Source organism: Rahnella sp. WP5, assembly GCF_000745615.1.
GTDB classification, from domain to species: Bacteria; Pseudomonadota; Gammaproteobacteria; order Enterobacterales; family Enterobacteriaceae; genus Rahnella; species Rahnella aceris.
In genome coordinates this window covers 310205-327758 of the sequence record NZ_JQJR01000007.1, presented here as the reverse complement: position 1 = coordinate 327758, position 17554 = coordinate 310205, and the positions used below count along the sequence as shown (strand labels likewise).

Sequence of the window (17554 nt, the reverse complement as noted above, 5' to 3'; positions counted from 1 at the left end):
GCCATCCATGACTGATAAAACTTTTTTGGTGGAAATCGGCACGGAAGAACTGCCACCGAAGGCTCTGCGCAGCCTTGCTGAATCTTTTGCCGCTAACCTGACTGCGGAGCTGGATGCGGCGAATCTGCCACACGGCGACGTAAAATGGTTTGCCGCACCGCGCCGTCTGGCGCTGAAAGTCTCTGGTCTGCATGAATCCCAGGCTGACCGTGAAGTTGAAAAACGCGGCCCGGCTGTGGCGCAGGCATTCGATGCCGAAGGCAAACCCAGCAAAGCCGCTGAAGGCTGGGCTCGCGGTTGCGGTATCACCGTTGATCAGGCCGATCGTCTGGTCACTGACAAAGGCGAATGGCTGGTTTACCGTGCGCACGTCAAAGGTGAAAGCGCGCAACAACTGCTGCCTGCGATGATCGCCACGTCACTGTCTAAACTGCCAATTCCTAAACTGATGCGCTGGGGCGATTCCGACGTGCAGTTCGTGCGTCCGGTTCACACCGTCACGCTGCTGTTAGGCGATGAGCTGATCCCGGCGAAAATTCTCGGTATCGATTCTGCCCGCACTCTTCGCGGTCACCGCTTCATGGGCGAGCCTGAATTCACCATCGACAACGCCGATCAGTATCCGCAAATTCTGCTGGAACGCGGCAAAGTCATTGCCGATTACGAGCAGCGTAAAGCGCTGATCAAACGTGACGCGGAAAAAGCGGCAAAAGAAATTGGCGGTATCGCTGATCTGAGTGAAAGTCTGCTGGAAGAAGTCGCGTCTCTGGTTGAATGGCCGGTGGTGCTGACCGCGAAATTCGAAGAGAAATTCCTGGCTGTTCCGGCTGAAGCGCTGGTTTACACCATGAAAGGCGACCAGAAGTATTTCCCGGTGTACGACGCCGCAGGCAAACTTCTGCCGAACTTCATCTTTGTCGCCAACATCGAATCGAAAGATCCGCAGCAAATCATTTCCGGTAACGAGAAAGTGGTGCGTCCGCGTCTGGCCGATGCCGAATTCTTCTTCAATACCGACCGCAAGAAACGTCTCGAAGATAATCTGCCGCGTCTGGAAACCGTATTGTTCCAGAAGCAACTGGGTACGCTGCGCGACAAAACCGACCGTATTCAGGCGCTGTCTGGCTGGATCGCTGAGAAAATCGGTGCCAACGTTGAGAACGCAAAACGCGCCGGTCTGCTGTCTAAATGTGACCTGATGACCAACATGGTCTTCGAGTTCACCGACACGCAGGGCGTGATGGGCATGCACTATGCACGTCACGACGGCGAGCAGGAAGAAGTCGCGGTTGCGCTGAACGAGCAATATCAGCCACGCTTTGCGGGCGACGAGTTACCGGCTTCGCTGGTAGCGTGCGCGCTGGCAATCGCTGACAAGATGGACACCCTGGCCGGTATTTTCGGCATCGGTCAACATCCGAAAGGCGACAAAGACCCGTTCGCATTGCGTCGTGCCGCGCTGGGTGTTCTGCGTATCATCGTTGAGAAAAACCTGCCGCTTGATCTGCAAACCCTGACCGAAGAAGCAGTGCGCCTGTACGGCGACAAGCTGACTAACGCCAAGGTTGTCGATGAAGTGGTTGATTTCATGCTCGGTCGTTTCCGCGCGTGGTATCAGGAAGAAGGTCACGCGGTCGATACTATTCAGGCTGTGCTGGCACGTCGTCCGACCAAACCGGCTGATTTCGATGCGCGCGTGAAAGCGGTGAGCTACTTCCGTACGCTGGATGAAGCGGCCACGCTGGCGGCGGCCAACAAGCGTGTGTCCAACATTCTGGCGAAATCCACGGATGTTCTGCTGGATCACGTCCACGCGTCCGTACTGAAAGAACCTGCTGAGCTGAAACTGGCGACGCATCTGGTGGTTCTGCGCGACAAGCTGGAACCGCTGTTTGCCGCCGGTCAGTACAAAGAAGCGCTGGTGGAACTGGCTGCATTGCGTGAAACCGTCGATACGTTCTTTGATACCGTGATGGTGATGGATGAGAACGAAGCGGTGCGTATCAACCGCCTGACGCTGCTCTCCAAACTGCGGGAGTTGTTCCTGCAGGTGGCGGATATTTCGCTGCTTCAGTAAATTTAGCTTTTGCGCCCTCCCCTGCGAAGGGGAGGGTTGGGGTGGGGTATTACAGCAACATCAAAAAGTTGAAGTATGCGTTGACCCTTGTTTTGTCTTTAATACCCCCTCCCGGCCTCCCCCTTCGCAGGGGGAGGAGCAAGGCACCTTATCGGATGCCAATTTCTACGCTTTTTTAAAAAGCGTTCTCCCCCCAATTGTTCTATCCTATAACCCGCATGGAATGCACAGCATCGGCAGGGAACTGGCCGGAAGAAGAACATTGAAATCAGGAGTCAGGACTCATGGCTGTAGGGATCAGAAGCGGTGCATTTTCTCGCTGGCTGGCGCCGTTTATCGCACTGCTGGTGGTGTTTCAGCTCACTGCATGCGGCGATAAAGAACCGGAGCAACGCAAAGCCTTTATCGATTATTTGCAAAATACCGTGATGCGTAGCGGGCAAAATCTGCCGTCGCTGAGTGAAGATCAGAAACAACGTTTTGGTAATTACGCGAATGACTACGGCATCATTCTGTCATTCTCCCGCCAGATGAAAGGTGCCGTTGAAGGTAGCCTGGTGCCGGTGGTGAGCGCGATTGGTCAGGTGCGTACGCCGCAGGATTACATGACTCAGCGCAGCGCGTTGCAACAGGCGGCCAGCACGCTGAGCTTGCTGAATGCGCAGTTGCGTGACTCAAAAGTGAAAGCCGACACCGCGATGGCGGCATTGAAACAACCGGACGATCTGAAAGCGGTTTATAGCCAGGTATACAACAGCGTGGTGACCCAGCCTGCTAACGTGCTGACACCACTGGTGCCTGCACTGCAAAGCTTCACGCAGGATATCGCATCTGTGGGTGATTTCCTGCAACAGCAGGGCACTCAGGTTGCTTTCGCCAACGGCGGCGTGCAGTTCCCGACGCAGCAACAGGCCACGCAGTACAACACCATGATGTCTAATCTGGTGGGCAAACAGCAGACATTGCTTCAGGCGCAAAAAGTCGCACAGGGCGATTTTAGCAACTAAGCCTGACTGATATCAGCAACGAAGCCACGTCATCTTGTACGTGGCTTTTTTATTGACTGAGATCCTGTCCGCCTGTTTATAAAAAATGACAATTTTTTGCCTGCAAATCCGGCTGAGTTCCTCTACTTTTGAAGGTAACTGTCCGTTTTTTCCCGTCTTTCACTTTAAGGATTTTTGATGAAACGTCAGATGATGACTCTGTTGGCTTCCCTTGTGCTGGCACCGACGCTGGCGGTTGCTGCCGACAGCGCAACCGCAGATTTCACCCCGGCGCAACAGGAAGCCATTGGTAAAATTGCGGCGGATTACATGTTGCAGCACCCGGAAATTCTGGTGCAGGTCAGCCAGAAATTGCAGGCACAGCAGGCTGATCAGCAACAACAGCAAACCCTGAGCGCGGTGTTGGCAAATTCTAAAGCTCTGCTGAACGACCCTGCGACTCCAAGCTACGGCCCGAAAGATGCAAAAGTCGCGTTCGTGGAATTCTTCGATTACCAGTGCCTGTATTGCAGCCACATGGCGCCGGTTGTTGAGCAGACCGTGAAAGCCAATCCGAACGTACGTTTCGTCTTCAAAGAATGGCCAATCTTTGGTGACCGCTGGAAAGCGTCCATTACTGCGGCTGAAACCGGTATGGCTATCTGGAAAGAAAAAGGCGCTCAGGCGTACTTTGATTACCACAACAGCATTTACCGCACCGGTCATGACGAAGGTAAGCTTACGGATGCCGATATCGCCGGTGCAGTGAAAGCCGCGAAAGCGACAGCGCCAACCGATACACAGCGTAAAGCGACGCACGAAGCCATCGCCGCTAACGATGAGCTGGCCCGTACGCTGGGCTTCAGCGGTACGCCAGGGTTCGTGGTGATGCCAACCAGCGGCGCGACCGCTGAAAACACCAGCGTGCTGCCTGGTGCTGTGTCTGCTGAAGAACTGCAGGCCGCTATCGTGAAGGCGCAGGGCGGGAAATAATTTTTGTTTCAATCCGGCAGCCTGTGCTGTCGGATTTTCTTCTCAGGGATAGTTTGGAAAGCACTTCTCAGTATCGAATGTAACGGCTGAAACTGAGTAAATTTTTACTCACTTCGTGGGTTTTGACGTGGTAACCTTCTTTTCTTCATGGATATTCATCCAATGAAACAATCTCTGATTCTGGGATCTGCCAGCAGAGTTTACTCAATTTTTTACTGATTACATGGATAGCTTATGATTGTTCAATTCGCTGATTATGCTGCGTTGAAAACGGATGAACAGCATTCCGAATTCTCAGCAGTGGAGAGCACGGGATCAGAGCACGTTATTGATCTTTCGGCCCGGCGTCAGTCTGCTGCATATAAAAAGGCCATGGCTCAGGTTTTGGAAGAAGCAGCCAAGCTAGACTGGTAACATTCAGGCTGTCCAGTCATTGGAGTGTCTATGGCTGAACCGGCAAAAAAAATCATTTCATTACCTGCATCAAATCAATCATTCGGCAACAATAACAGCATTGATGATATTCGTGAGCGCCGCTCACAAGAACTGGTCATCGGACTTTGTGGGGCGAGTGGATCAGGGGTTAAAACCCTTAAAGAAAAAATCATCACTAAACTTAAAGCCTGTAATTATCATGTTGTGCATATAAGAATTAGCGATTTAATGGCAGACACCCTGTCAGCTGCTGAAGCGGCAGAGTTAAAGAAACTTGAAGGCTATGAGCATTTTATCCAGTTGCAAAATCTCGGTAATACTCTGCGTGAAAAACATGGCAATATCATTAACTCCGAATTGGTTATCCGGAAAATAAAAGTTATCAGGACGGCAAATTTAAATACGGGAGATTTTAAAGGAGCATCAGGAAAATCAACCAGTAAAATAGCTTACATTGTCGATCAATTAAAACATCCTGAAGAAGTTGATCTCTTTCGTGAGGTGTATCGTAATAATTTTTATCTGATCGGCTTAGTGAGAACGATTAATGAAAGAGTTATTAATTTGAAAAAGGATTTTCTTAACGATCATCAGATTGCCGAAATAATCAGGCGCGACAGGCGTTCCGAGTACCCTTATGGTCAACATGTCGAGGACACATTGCAGTGTGCCGATTATTTTATCAGGAACATAAATAATGATCAGATTAAAAAATCGATAGCCCGATTTATCGACCTTGTACATGGCGCAAATAATGTGAGTCCCAGCCAGGATGAAACCGGCATGTTCACCGCGAATTCAGCCGCATTACGCTCTGCCTGTTTATCGCGTCAGGTGGGGGCTGCTATTATGGATGATAATTGCAATATCCTCTCCACTGGCTGCAACGATGTACCTGCTGCAGGTGGTGGGCTCTATTCCTGTGAAAGCAAGAGCGATAAACGCTGTTATAACAACGATGGCTGCCATAGTGATATGCACAAGGATTTAGTCAGGCGTGAGGTCGAAGCAGTGATCGCCCGTAGTGATCCGTCACGGGCGAATGAACTTGCAATACAGATTATGAAAACCCCAAAAATAAAGTCCCTGATTGAATACTCGCGTGCTATTCACGCCGAAATGGATGCAATTACTACGATGGCGCGTCTTGCGAATGCAAGTACTTGTGATAAGACACTTTATTGCACAACTTATCCTTGCCACAACTGTGCACGACATATTGTTGCCGCTGGATTGAAGAGGGTGGTTTATATCGAACCTTATGCCAAGAGTCTGGCTGAAGACCTTCACGGTGATTCGATAGCTCATGCCGACAGTACGGATAAAACTAAAAAGGTTATTTTCGAGAATTTTGAGGGAACGGCACCGAGACGGTATACAAAATTTTTCGGTTATAGCCGTCCGAGAAAAGATGACAGAGGCAAGCCAATTTCTTATGGAATCCCTGCTTCCCATCACGTTGATCCACAATATCTGGATAGTTATGGTGATTCTGAATCAAAAGTGATTTTGAATGTTACTCATAAGCTTCGTGATGAACCTGTCCCCGATTAAAGAAGAAGCGGGTATTCCGGATACCCGCTTCCCCTGTAATTTTCTTTCAACATCTCTCCCGTAAACTCAGTTTTCCTTTCCTCAGACACGTCTGAATGCTTTTTAAGCGAAATACACAAGTCCGGCGAAAAATACTTTGTGATCAATATCACGTTTTAATGATAAAGACTCGTTAACAAAAAGTGACTTAAGTCACATATTTGGCAGGGTCGCGCTCAAATAATCGTCAGTGTAGCTCGGTTACAGGCTGCTTTTGTGATGATGATCACCAAAATGCAGGGGGTGATGGCTGTATACGTGTGATCTGTGTCACGGGCTGTCGGGTGGCTACGCGAGGCCTATAATCACGTGGTAGAGTCCGCCTCGCAGACAGCAATTCGACGGACGGATTTTTAAAGCAGTGGCACAAAAACCGAAACAACCGTCACCGATAATTAACTGATATCACGCGCTCTATTGTCAGCGCGTATCAATAGGGGTGCGTTTTATGTTTTCACCAGACGTTAAGATCAAAGTTCAAAACTTTGGTCGCTTCCTGAGTAACATGGTAATGCCCAACATCGGCGCGTTTATCGCCTGGGGTATCATTACTGCTCTGTTCATTCCTACCGGCTGGATCCCTAATGAAACATTAGCGAAACTGGTTGGCCCGATGATCACTTATCTTCTGCCATTGCTCATCGGTTATACCGGTGGTCGTCTGGTCGGTGGTGATCGCGGTGGTGTGGTCGGCGCAATCACCGTAATGGGGGTTATCGTTGGTGCGGATATGCCAATGTTCCTCGGCGCAATGATTGTAGGTCCGCTGGGCGGCTGGTGCATCAAGCGTTTTGACCGCTGGGTTGACGGTAAAATCAAAAGTGGCTTCGAGATGCTGGTCAACAACTTCTCGGCCGGTATTATCGGTATGCTGCTGGCCATTTTGGCCTTCCTGGCAATCGGTCCGCTGGTAGAAGCGCTGTCTAAAGTGCTGGCTGCAGGCGTGCACATCATGGTTATTCATAACCTGTTGCCGCTGGCGTCTATCTTTGTTGAACCGGCGAAAATCCTGTTCCTCAACAACGCTATCAACCACGGTATCTTCTCTCCGCTGGGTATCCAGCAGGCGACTGAAACGGGTAAATCTATCTTCTTCCTGATCGAAGCGAACCCGGGTCCGGGTATGGGCGTCCTGATGGCGTACATGTTCTTCGGTCGTGGCAGTGCTAAACAATCAGCTGGCGGTGCGGCAATCATCCACTTCCTGGGTGGTATCCACGAAATTTATTTCCCATATGTTCTGATGAACCCACGTCTGCTGCTGGCAGTCATTCTGGGCGGTATGACTGGCGTGTTCACCCTGACTGTGCTGAACGGCGGTCTGGTGTCTCCGGCTTCTCCGGGTTCCATCCTGGCGGTTCTGGCGATGACACCAAAAGGTGCGTACTTCGCTAACATCGCGGCTATCGTGGCAGCCTTTGCGGTGTCCTTCGTTATCTCTTCTTTCCTGCTGAAAACCACCAAAGCGAAAGACGGCGACGATCTGGACGAAGCAACACGCCGTATGCAGGATATGAAAGCCCAGTCTAAAGGCGGCAAACCTGCTGTTGCAGGCGTGGCGGGCGACCTGTCTACCGTACGTAAAATCATCGTTGCCTGTGACGCCGGTATGGGTTCCAGCGCAATGGGTGCCGGTGTGCTGCGCAAAAAAGTGCAGGATGCCGGGCTGACCAACATCAGCGTCACCAACAGCGCGATCAACAACCTGCCTGATGATGTGGATCTGGTGATTACTCACCGTGACCTGACTGAACGCGCCATGCGCCAGGTGCCACACGCACAGCACATTTCGCTGACCAACTTCCTCGACAGCGGCCTGTACACGGACCTGACTTCGCGTCTGGTTGAAGTGAACAAAGCCAGCCAGTACAAAGAGAAAGTGACCACCACGCTGGGCGACAGCATCGTGACTGACAATGAAAACGAAAACCTGTTCCGCATCAGCGAAAGTAACATCTTCCTCGGCCTGAACGCAGCGACCAAAGAAGACGCGATTCGTTTTGCCGGTGAACAACTGGTGAAAGGCGGTTATGTTCAGGCAGAATATGTCGACGCGATGCTGGCTCGTGAGCAGCTGACCTCGACGTATCTGGGCGAATCCATCGCTGTGCCGCACGGTACCATCGAAGCGAAAGATCGCGTGCTGAAAACCGGTATCGTGTTCTGCCAGTATCCGGCGGGTATCCGCTGGGGCGATGATGAAGATGACCGTGCACGCCTGGTCGTCGGTATCGCAGCGCGCAATAATGAGCACATCAACGTGATCACCAAACTGACCACGGCGCTGGACGAAGAAGGTGTTATCGAACGTCTGGCGAACACCACCAGCGTTGAAGAAGTTCTGACTATTCTTCGCGGCTAAGGTTGAGTAATCAGTAGAGCGTTACTAAGCGGGTCTTGATAAAAGACCCGCTTGTTGATTCGGAGCCGGGCGGCTCCCAGCTTTACCCAAAGCTTTTTACCATAAAGTATGGCCCCCGATTTGAAGGAAATATTATGAAAGCATTACATTTTGGTGCAGGTAACATTGGTCGCGGTTTTATCGGTAAATTACTTGCTGATGCCGGGATTGAACTGACGTTTGCGGATGTCAGCCCTGCCTTACTGGATGCGCTGAACAGCCGTAAAGGTTACGACGTGCACGTGGTCGGTGAACAGGCCACCGTTGAGCCTGTCAGTAATGTGAATGCCGTGAACAGCGCCGGTCAGGAGGCAATCAACCTCATCGCTGAAGTCGATCTGGTGACCACCGCCGTCGGTCCGACCGTGCTGGAAAAAATCGCGCCGAACGTCGCTAAAGGTCTGGTGCTGCGTCATCAGCAAGGCAACGAAAAGCCGCTGAACATTATCGCCTGCGAAAACATGGTGCGCGGTACCAGCCAGTTTAAACAGCACGTATTCAACGCCCTGCCGGAAGATGAAAAAGCCTGGGTTGAAGCGCACGTCGGTTTTGTCGATTCCGCCGTAGACCGCATCGTTCCCCCTGCGGCAGCGGGCACCACCGATCCGCTGGAAGTCACCGTTGAAACCTTCAGCGAATGGATTGTGGATAAAACCCAGTTCAAAGGAGAATTGCCGGAAATCGCAGGCATGGAACTGACGGATAACCTGATGGCGTTTGTTGAACGTAAACTGTTCACCCTCAACACCGGTCATGCCATCACCGCCTATCTCGGCCAGCAGGCAGGCCACGCGACAATTCGTGATGCGATCCTCGACGAGAAAGTGCGTCTGGTGGTTCGCGGTGCCATGGAAGAAAGCGGGGAAGTGCTGATCCGCCGTTACGGTTTTGACCCGGAAAAACATTTCGCTTACATCGAAAAAATCCTGACCCGTTTCGAAAACCCGTACCTGCATGACGATGTTGAGCGCGTTGGCCGTCAGCCACTGCGTAAACTGAGTGCGGGTGATCGTCTGATCAAACCCTTGCTGGGCACGCAGGAATATCGCCTGCCGAACGACAATCTGGTGAGAGGGATTGCGGCCGCGATGCATTATCGCAGCGAGCAAGATCCGCAAGCTAAAGAACTGGTAGAATTGCTGGAGAAAGTCGGGCCAAAAGCCGCCCTTGCCCAGATTTCAGGTCTGCCAGAAGATGGCGAAGTTGTGGCGAAAGCCGTCGCTCTCTACGAATCGATGCACTGATACTGCGTTTATTTTGATTTCGCCAACACCAGGCAAAGAAAGCCCTGTCGGGCGGGATGTTTCTGCCCGACATGCGCGCATCATGGATGACGCCAGGGGCGCTGTCAGCATCGGCTCTTTAATGCAAGTAAGCCCTATGGAAAAAGCTCAGGCGTTTGAAAACCGTGTACTTGAAAAGCTTAATGCGGGTAAAACCGTGCGCAGCTTTTTAATGACCGCTGTGGAGTTACTGGCCGAAGCGCTGGATATTCTGGTGGTGCAGGTTTTCCGTAAAGATGATTATGCGGTGAAATATGCAGTCGAACCGTTACTGACCGGCACCGGACCGCTCGGTGATTTGTCTGTACGTCTCAAACTGATTTATGCGCTGGGCGTGATCAGCCGTCATGAATACGAAGATGCAGAATTACTGATGGCGCTGCGTGAAGAGCTGAATTACGACGGCGAAGAGTATCGTTTTACCGATGATGAAATTCTCGGCCCGTTCGGTGAATTGCATTGCGTGACAGAACTGCCGCCAGCGCCCACTTTCCTGAAACCGGGCGAAGCCGACGAGTCGCTGATCGCCATGCAACGTCAGCGCTATCAACAAATCGTCCGCTCCACCATGGTCCTTTCCGTGACAGGGCTGATCGCCCACATCAGTAATCAGCAGCCTTCCAGGCTTTCTCCGGTGCAAAAATAAATCCCCGTCATACTTCGAGCCACAGATGCGTTGGCTGCGTTCAGTCACCCGAATCACTTACATGAGGCTTTCTCCGGTGCAAAAATAAATCCCTTAAATCATTGCATGACGCACTTCGCCGACCAGCAACCACAGCGCGGTTAATGCCATCATGCCGCCCATGATTGTGTTAAACATTTTCAGCTTCCATTCCACACGTAATGCCTGACGTAACCTGTCACCCATCACGACCCACACCAGAATGCAGGGCAGATTGATCAGCGCGAAGCCGATACAAATCAGCAGCGTGTGATGCAGCATGTTGCCATCCGGCGGGGTAAACAGAATCGCCACGTTGGTCGCCATCAGCCACGCTTTCGGGTTCACTGCCTGAAATAACGCGCCATTAATCATGTTCATCGGTTGCTGTTTTGCGCCTTCTTTCGGCGAGCCGGAACGGTAAATTTTCCACGACAGCCAGAACAAATACGCACAGCCCACTGCCGCCATTGGCAGACGCACAACGGTCATCCAGCTCAGCAGAATCGCCAGCATGGAGGTCATCAGCGCACACTGCACTACGCAGCCCAGCGTAATTCCCAGCATCATCGGCACGCTGCGGCGCAGCCCGAAATTCACCCCGGAAGCCGCCAGCAACAGATTGTTCGGGCCGGGTGTAATTGACATCACGGTGACGTAACTGACAAAAGCGGTATCGATCATTTTGTTTTCCTGCATCCCCTGTTTTCCAGATAACCAGAGTAAACACTGCACAGGAAAGGTAACAGAACCAGAAATACGCTATTGTTATGGTTACAGATAGCATAACTAAAAACTGTACCCATGACTTTTCACGGAACTGACACCATGACTGATACAGCGGATTTCAGCGACACGCGATATAACCAACTGGCGGAACAACTGGCGGACGCTATCCGCCGTGGCACACTCGCACCGGGCAGTCGTTTGCCGTCCGTGCGACGCAGCGCACAAACCTGGTCAGTCAGTATCAACACCGTGGTAGCCGCTTACCGGCGGCTGGAAGATCGCGGCTTTATCGAGGCACGTCCGCAGTCCGGTTTTTATGTGCGGGCCGCGTTGCCCGCGCTGGATCACCAGCCGCAGGAACAGCCGCAGACGCCAGCGGCAGAACCGGCAGATGAAGTGCTGGATCTGATCGACAAAGTGTTCGCCTCGCAAATTGACCCCACCTACACCAACTTATCGCTGGCCTGTCCGCAGTCGAACGATTTTTACCCGACCGGAAAACTGGGGCGGATTATGTCGTCACTGCTGCGTCGTCAGCCCAATCTGATCGGGCAATACGCGCTGCCGCCGGGCAGCCCGGCGTTACGCCAGCAAATTGCGCGCCGTGCACTGACGCTCGGCATGATTTTAGAGCCTGCGGATATCACAATTACGCACGGTTGTATGGAGGCGTTACAGCTGGCATTGCGCGTTACCACCAAACCCGGCGACAGTATCGGGCTGGAAACGCCGACCTATTTTTATCTGCTGCCGATGCTGGCGAGTCTCGGACTGAAAGCAGTGGAAATCCCCACCGATCCGCAAACCGGCCTGTCGCTGGATGTGCTGGAAATGCTGCTGACCGAGAAACGGCTGAATGCAGTGATCGCCATGCCGACGGCGCAAAATCCGCTGGGCTTTACCATGCCGCTGGCGGCGAAAAAACGGCTGGCGCGGCTGATGAACGATCACCAGGTCCCCCTGATTGAAGACGGCCTTTACGCAGAAATTCAGTTTGGCGCGACGCTGTCTCCGGCAGTAAAAGCCTTTGACCGGGACGGCTGGATCCTGTTTTGCACCAGCTTTACCAAAACGCTGGCACCTGATTTTCGCATCGGCTGGGTGGACGGCGGGCGCTTTGCCGATAAGCTGCATAAACTGAAAGCGGTATCGTCAATGGCAGAGTCCGCCTTGCTTTCCCAAACGCTGACATTGTTTCTGGAATCGGGCGGTTACGATCATCATCTGCGGGTTTTACGCAAACGCTACGCGTCGCAGGTGGAACAGGCGCGCGCGTTGATCGCCCGTCACTTCCCGCAGGGCACCCGCGCCACGCAACCGGCAGGCGGCTTTGTTATCTGGGTGGATTTCCCGCCGGGCGTCGATTGCGTCACGCTGTTCCGCCAGTTACTGAAAGATAAAATCTGCATGACGCCGGGACAACTGTATTCACCGAGCGGTCGCTACGCCAATGGCCTGCGTTTATCGTGCTGTTATGTTTTCGATACCCGCTATATTTCGGCGATGATCCGCATTGGCGAGCGGGCGTGTGAGATGTGTGGTTTGCCGCCGGGGCTGGAGGCTACAGGAACGGATTCCTTCCCTGATAAATAATATTAATTTTTGAGAAAGAGAGGTTGCCCGGATGGATCAGTTCTTCGACCGTACTGCCTGCTGAAATCAAATTGCCGGTTAAATAGGGTTCGCTGTTGAAGGTAAAGACGAAGCAATATTTCGCGCTATCACGGTATTTGGGTTCGCCGAGAAACAGCTGTTGAAAGGCTTGCCGGGCATTGAAGGCATGCCTGCCTCGCACCATATAGATACCTGATTTTGCTGCGGATCCGCGTCTGTCATAATTTGGGCGAGCCATAAAACATCGGCTGGCGATAATTTTGGGAAATGTTTCAGCTGATGTGTAGTGAATATACAGTGGTTTTCCGTTGAACATGCCGTTGTTCAAATGCATTTCAATACGGTGATCGTGGCTGAATGTCGGCTTCATGATGTCTCTCTCCATGAGGGAAAATGATGGGGGTGATCCTAGTCCCATGTGCAAATGCAAACATCCTGAAAATCTCAGAACAAAATGTATGCCGCACAAATCGAGCATCTCGCGCATCGGGCTGTTACACTTAGCCCAATTGTTCACTACACGAATTGGTCACTATGAAAGAAGTCGAAAAAGCCGAGATTAAACGCCTCAGCGACATGCTGGATGCACTTAATCACAAAGATGCAACCGTGATTCAGGCAGGTAATGCTGAGTTAATCGCTAAGCACGAAGAAGAGAAAGAAAAACTGGCTGCCGAGATCGCGCGTTTGAAAGAAGTGCGTGAGAAAAAACTCAGCACCGAAGCGCAGAAGCTGGAAAAGCTGTTCAGCCGTGAAATCACCAAGAAAGAACAGGCTGATATGGGCACGCTGAAGAAAACCGTTCGCGGTATCGTGGTGGTTCACCCGATGACTGCGCTGGGCCGCGAAATGGGCCTGAAAGCGGTGACCGGTTTCGCTAAGAAAGAATTCTGAACTAACACGCCCTCCCCTGCGAAGGGGAGGGTTGGGGTGGGGTATTAAAGCAGAATCAAAGAGTTGAAGTGTGCTTTGACTCGGGTTTTGTCTTTATAACCCCCTCCCAGCCTCCCCTTTCGCAGGGGGAGGAGCAAAGAAAAACCCCTCCAGCCATACCCGTTCTGTTTCTTACTTCCCAAACAATCTGCGCCCAAAATCCTCGATCTTGCGATTTACCAGCCGCATCTGCATGGTTTTACTCCAGCTGGCAGAAATCCCTGCAGCAGACATCAGACGGCGATACTGTTCCTCATCAAACGGCATGTTGAAGGCGATAGAAATCGCTTCTGCGACGGACACCTCACTGTTGCGCGTCAGCAGTTCCAGCGGCCGGTCGCCACTGACATTCCCCGTACTGACCACCCGATATAACCAGCCGCAGCGGCCGCTTTGTTGTAACAGCGGCGACAGGTTTTTGCAGTCGAGAAAATGGTTCAGTTTGTAGCAGGGTGCACGGGGTTGCGTGACCTGAATCAGTGCGTCGCCCCAGCGGAAAATATCACCGATATACACGTTATCTTCGGTCATGCCGAGTGTCGAAAGGTTTTCCCCAAACGCAGGCGGATGAAAACGGTCCTCTTCTTCGGGAAACTGCTGGCGCAACCAGGCGTAATGCTCGCGGGGAAAATGACACAGCGCGCGGTCAGCGCCACCGTGATAAGACTTTTCGGCCTGCTGATCGTTCTCCAGCCCGAGAGGCGTCAGAGCGACAGCGCCATCAACCTGACGTTTGGCAATCGCACTGGGTGAAAAGTCGGGATAATGCTCGATGGTACCGATGTACACGTCGGGATAATGCATAAGCTCTCCGCTGCTGAAATGTCACTCGCTCAAGCATAACCTGCATTCGGCAGCGGGAGTAGAAGGAATACCTGCGCACATGCGGGGTGCGCAGGTTAATCAGTCAGAACGTTTCCCAGTTATCCTGACTGGTTTTGCCTTGAACTGGCAGCGGCAGGGCCGGACGGCGCAGCGCGGCGGATGCCGGTGCGGCCAGCATATCGCCGTTATCGGCCAGGCGGAATACCGAGACTGCCTGCGTCAGCGTCGCGGCCTGATCTTCGAGTGAATCGGCGGCAGCGGATGACTGCTCAACCAGCGCGGCGTTCTGCTGTGTCGTGCTGTCCATTTCGACAATCGCCTGCGAAATCTGGCTGATTCCACGGCTTTGCTCGTCAGAAGCAGAGGCGATTTCACCCATGATATCGCGCACATGCGAGACGGATTTCACGATGTCCTGCATGGTGCGTCCGGTATTTTCCACCAGCTTCGCACCGGTGTTAACACGTTCAACCGACTCCGCAATCAGCCCTTCGATCTCTTTCGCCGCCTGGGCACTGCGCTGTGCCAGTATGCGGACTTCCGAGGCGACGACTGAGAATCCGCGGCCCTGTTCACCGGCTCGCGCGGCTTCAACCGCAGCGTTCAGTGCCAGGATATTGGTCTGGAACGCGATGCTGTTGATGACGGACGTAATTTCGGCGATACGTTTTGAGCTGCCGGAAATCTGCTGCATGGTGTCGACCACTTCGCCGACTTGTTTGCCGCCGAGCGTTGCGGTGCCCGAAGCCTCGCTGGCCAGTTTGCTGGCGTGATGGGCGTTATCGGCGTTCTGTTTCACCGTCGCGCTCAGTTCTTCCATGCTGGCGGCGGTTTCTTCAACTGCGGCGGCCTGCTGTTCGGTGCGTGAGGAAAGATCGGTATTCCCGGCGGCGATTTCAGCCGCCGCGTGAGAAACCTGTGAAACGCCGGAGCGGATTTCATAAATCATCGTACTGAGATTCTGGCTCATCGCGGACACCGCGTTCATCAGCATACCCAGTTCATCGCGACGTGTGGTTGGATGCGCGACAGTCAGATCGCCCCGCGCAATCGCCTCCGCCGTTTTCAGCGTATCGCGCAGCGGCTGGGCAATCTGGCGGGTGATTCGCCATGCAATGATAATCCCCACCAGCATTACGATCAGCGTAATCACCATCATGATCATCTGTGCATTACTGATGTCTTTATGCGTGTTATCCAGTTCATTTTTGAATATTTTTGCGACCAGTGTGTTCATCTCAGCGGCTTTTACTGTCAGCAGCTGCGAGTTCTTTTGTTCATCTTCGTAAGCCGGCATGTAGGCCATAACGTGATCTTTATAGGTCGCCAGCGCACTCATCAGCGGGGCGAGTGTGGCCTGCTGATCCGGCAACAGTAATGCGTTCAGCTTTTTAGCATTGGCCTGCGTATCATCAATTGACTTTAACAGCCTGGCTTCCGATTCCTTGTTGATGTTGAGCAACAGGCCGCGCACGTCATAACGCACGTTGATCAGTTTTTGAATGACTTCGGCCAGTGAAAGACGAATAGAAGGATCGGCATCTTCCACACGCAGCTGATCTTGTAAACGTTTCACAACGGCTTCGGTTTCGGAAAGATTCCAGCTGGCGCGTACCGCATCTTTGCGGTCGACGGCTTCTTTAAACGCGGCTTGTGCCTGCTGATATTCATGAATTTTTACCGGCACCTGCTCCAGTTCTGCCTGGCCAGCGGCATCCCATTTCAGCTTGTCTTTCGACTGCTCAATCAGTTGCGACAGCGCGTCAATGTTGTCCTGATTTTTTTTGAGATACGCCGGATTGTAATTGAGCTGATAAAGCGTACGGCTGAGGCGGGCATCATTGAGTAATGCGTTCATCTGATTACTGAAATCGACTTTTTCCGCACGCTGACTGATGTCGTTAAATTTAATCATTCCCGCAGTGGTAATGACGGCCGCGATCAAAAGCACCAGGCCGAAACCCAGACCCAGTTTGGTGCCGACCTTGAGATTGTTCATCCACTGCGAAAGACCCGATCCGTTACTCATAATCATTCTCCGTCAAACATCCCTTTTAAATAGACATGCGTTTTTGTGACGCCTTTGTGAACAATCTATCGGTAGGTTGTTTAATAAACTTTATAGGATCTGTGGCGTATTTTTGATTAATGCGAGCGGGGTCTAATAATGGCGGGAAACGGAAGAATAATTCGCTGTAAAACAGTGATCATGCATACAAATTCAGGACATAAAAAAGGCGGGTCACTGACCCGCCATTGGCGAAAACATCATCATGCCCGCGAAGGGCGGCTGTGCGAAATTACTTCGCTTCAGCCAGACGTTTTGCTGCTTCGTCCCAGTTTACAACAGCCCAGAAGGCTTTGATGTAATCAGGGCGTTTGTTCTGATATTTCAGGTAGTAAGCGTGTTCCCACACGTCCAGGCCCAGCAGCGGGTAACCGGAAGCGCCGGAAATGGCTTCGCCCATCAGCGGGCTGTCCTGGTTAGCAGTAGAAACAACCGCCAGTTTGCCGTCTTTCAGTACCAGCCATGCCCAGCCTGAACCGAAACGAGTGGTCGCTGCTTTCTCAAAAGTTTCTTTGAAAGCGTCAACGCTGCCGAAATCGCGTTCGATCGCAGATTTCAGTTCGCCCTGCAGGGTGGTGCCAGTTTTCAGGCCTTTCCAGAACAGGCTGTGGTTAGCGTGGCCGCCTGCGTTGTTACGCAGTGCAACTTTCTTGTCTGCAGGAACCTGATCCAGTTTGGTGATCAGTTCTTCAACCGGCAGTGCAGCCAGTTCCGGCAAGCTTTCCAGCGCAGCGTTAGCGTTGTTCACGTAAGCCTGGTGATGTTTAGTGTGATGGATTTCCATCGTTTCTTTGTCGAAATGCGGTTCGAGTGCGTCGTATGCGTAAGGCAGTGATGGCAGTGAATAACTCATGTTCATCGTCTCCATAGTGTAGGGCGGCACCGTCATTGTGAGCACCGCGTAATCAGTCGGATCATTATAGTTAATTAAATGATATTGAAAATGATTATCT

The 17554-nt window shown here is 52.2% G+C and carries 15 protein-coding genes; 10 read left to right on the top strand and 5 right to left on the bottom strand.

The window, feature by feature from the left end:
- The first annotated feature begins 7 nt into the window (after positions 1-7).
- The 8 genes from glyS (at position 8) to EX31_RS05820 (ending at position 10414) form a co-directional block, all read left to right on the top strand.
- Positions 8-2077: a glycine--tRNA ligase subunit beta gene (gene glyS / locus EX31_RS05855; protein ID WP_037033908.1), complete on the top strand. Its 2070-nt coding sequence runs from the start codon at positions 8-10 to the stop codon at positions 2075-2077.
- Between the two features lie 284 nt (positions 2078-2361).
- Positions 2362-3084 carry a DUF3053 domain-containing protein gene (locus EX31_RS05850; protein ID WP_013573380.1) on the top strand — a complete coding sequence of 241 codons (723 nt, stop codon included), beginning with the start codon at positions 2362-2364 and terminating at the stop codon, positions 3082-3084.
- 177 nt (positions 3085-3261) lie between these two features.
- On the top strand, positions 3262-4056 hold the full coding sequence (locus EX31_RS05845) for a DsbA family protein (protein ID WP_037033859.1): 795 nt from the start codon (positions 3262-3264) through the stop codon (positions 4054-4056).
- 234 nt (positions 4057-4290) lie between these two features.
- Positions 4291-4470: a hypothetical protein gene (locus tag EX31_RS05840; protein ID WP_013573382.1), complete on the top strand. Its 180-nt coding sequence runs from the start codon at positions 4291-4293 to the stop codon at positions 4468-4470.
- A 30-nt stretch (positions 4471-4500) separates the two neighbouring features.
- Positions 4501-6045 carry an anti-phage dCTP deaminase gene (locus EX31_RS05835; protein WP_037033858.1) on the top strand — a complete coding sequence of 515 codons (1545 nt, stop codon included), beginning with the start codon at positions 4501-4503 and terminating at the stop codon, positions 6043-6045.
- A 487-nt stretch (positions 6046-6532) separates the two neighbouring features.
- Positions 6533-8446, top strand: a complete 1914-nt coding sequence (locus EX31_RS05830; RefSeq protein ID WP_013573384.1) for a PTS mannitol transporter subunit IICBA — start codon at positions 6533-6535, stop codon at positions 8444-8446.
- 134 nt (positions 8447-8580) lie between these two features.
- Positions 8581-9729 carry a mannitol-1-phosphate 5-dehydrogenase gene (locus EX31_RS05825; RefSeq protein ID WP_013573385.1) on the top strand — a complete coding sequence of 383 codons (1149 nt, stop codon included), beginning with the start codon at positions 8581-8583 and terminating at the stop codon, positions 9727-9729.
- 136 nt (positions 9730-9865) lie between these two features.
- On the top strand, positions 9866-10414 hold the full coding sequence (locus tag EX31_RS05820; protein WP_014411435.1) for an MltR family transcriptional regulator: 549 nt from the start codon (positions 9866-9868) through the stop codon (positions 10412-10414).
- A 93-nt stretch (positions 10415-10507) separates the two neighbouring features.
- Here EX31_RS05820 and EX31_RS05815 read toward each other — a convergent pair whose 3' ends face one another.
- Complete coding sequence (locus tag EX31_RS05815) at positions 10508-11116, bottom strand: LysE family translocator (protein ID WP_037033907.1); 609 nt, start codon at positions 11114-11116, stop codon at positions 10508-10510.
- A 144-nt stretch (positions 11117-11260) separates the two neighbouring features.
- On the opposite strand from EX31_RS05815, the gene EX31_RS05810 reads away from it, so the two are divergent.
- On the top strand, positions 11261-12754 hold the full coding sequence (locus EX31_RS05810; RefSeq protein ID WP_037033857.1) for an aminotransferase-like domain-containing protein: 1494 nt from the start codon (positions 11261-11263) through the stop codon (positions 12752-12754).
- On the opposite strand, the gene EX31_RS05805 is transcribed toward EX31_RS05810, so the two are convergent.
- Positions 12723-13145 carry a hypothetical protein gene (locus EX31_RS05805; protein ID WP_037033856.1) on the bottom strand — a complete coding sequence of 141 codons (423 nt, stop codon included), beginning with the start codon at positions 13143-13145 and terminating at the stop codon, positions 12723-12725. The two genes, EX31_RS05810 and EX31_RS05805, sit on opposite strands and share 32 nt — an antisense overlap.
- A gap of 164 nt (positions 13146-13309) precedes the next feature.
- Between EX31_RS05805 and EX31_RS05800 the strand changes: the two genes are divergently transcribed.
- Complete coding sequence (locus tag EX31_RS05800) at positions 13310-13669, top strand: YibL family ribosome-associated protein (protein WP_013573390.1); 360 nt, start codon at positions 13310-13312, stop codon at positions 13667-13669.
- A 171-nt stretch (positions 13670-13840) separates the two neighbouring features.
- Here the strand turns inward: EX31_RS05800 and yiiM are convergent, their stop codons facing one another.
- The 3 genes from yiiM to sodA form a co-directional block, all read right to left on the bottom strand.
- Positions 13841-14512 carry a 6-hydroxyaminopurine reductase gene (gene yiiM, locus EX31_RS05795; RefSeq protein WP_013573391.1) on the bottom strand — a complete coding sequence of 224 codons (672 nt, stop codon included), beginning with the start codon at positions 14510-14512 and terminating at the stop codon, positions 13841-13843.
- A 103-nt stretch (positions 14513-14615) separates the two neighbouring features.
- Positions 14616-16562, bottom strand: a complete 1947-nt coding sequence (locus EX31_RS05790; protein ID WP_037033855.1) for a methyl-accepting chemotaxis protein — start codon at positions 16560-16562, stop codon at positions 14616-14618.
- A gap of 271 nt (positions 16563-16833) precedes the next feature.
- A complete protein-coding gene (gene sodA / locus EX31_RS05785; protein ID WP_013573393.1) occupies positions 16834-17454 on the bottom strand; it encodes a superoxide dismutase [Mn] in 621 nt (206 codons plus the stop codon).
- Positions 17455-17554: the final 100 nt, after the last annotated feature.

Bases quoted from the DNA above. Each gene is read 5' to 3' on its own strand.
- glyS (WP_037033908.1), top strand. From the start codon at position 8: ATGACTGATAAAACTTTTTTGGTGGAAATCGGCACGGAAGAACTGCCA.
- EX31_RS05850 (WP_013573380.1), top strand. From the start codon at position 2,362: ATGGCTGTAGGGATCAGAAGCGGTGCATTTTCTCGCTGGCTGGCGCCG.
- EX31_RS05845 (WP_037033859.1), top strand. From the start codon at position 3,262: ATGAAACGTCAGATGATGACTCTGTTGGCTTCCCTTGTGCTGGCACCG.
- EX31_RS05840 (WP_013573382.1), top strand. From the start codon at position 4,291: ATGATTGTTCAATTCGCTGATTATGCTGCGTTGAAAACGGATGAACAG.
- EX31_RS05835 (WP_037033858.1), top strand. From the start codon at position 4,501: ATGGCTGAACCGGCAAAAAAAATCATTTCATTACCTGCATCAAATCAA.
- EX31_RS05830 (WP_013573384.1), top strand. From the start codon at position 6,533: ATGTTTTCACCAGACGTTAAGATCAAAGTTCAAAACTTTGGTCGCTTC.
- EX31_RS05825 (WP_013573385.1), top strand. From the start codon at position 8,581: ATGAAAGCATTACATTTTGGTGCAGGTAACATTGGTCGCGGTTTTATC.
- EX31_RS05820 (WP_014411435.1), top strand. From the start codon at position 9,866: ATGGAAAAAGCTCAGGCGTTTGAAAACCGTGTACTTGAAAAGCTTAAT.
- EX31_RS05815 (WP_037033907.1), bottom strand. From the start codon at position 11,116: ATGATCGATACCGCTTTTGTCAGTTACGTCACCGTGATGTCAATTACA.
- EX31_RS05810 (WP_037033857.1), top strand. From the start codon at position 11,261: ATGACTGATACAGCGGATTTCAGCGACACGCGATATAACCAACTGGCG.
- EX31_RS05805 (WP_037033856.1), bottom strand. From the start codon at position 13,145: ATGAAGCCGACATTCAGCCACGATCACCGTATTGAAATGCATTTGAAC.
- EX31_RS05800 (WP_013573390.1), top strand. From the start codon at position 13,310: ATGAAAGAAGTCGAAAAAGCCGAGATTAAACGCCTCAGCGACATGCTG.
- yiiM (WP_013573391.1), bottom strand. From the start codon at position 14,512: ATGCATTATCCCGACGTGTACATCGGTACCATCGAGCATTATCCCGAC.
- EX31_RS05790 (WP_037033855.1), bottom strand. From the start codon at position 16,562: ATGAGTAACGGATCGGGTCTTTCGCAGTGGATGAACAATCTCAAGGTC.
- sodA (WP_013573393.1), bottom strand. From the start codon at position 17,454: ATGAGTTATTCACTGCCATCACTGCCTTACGCATACGACGCACTCGAA.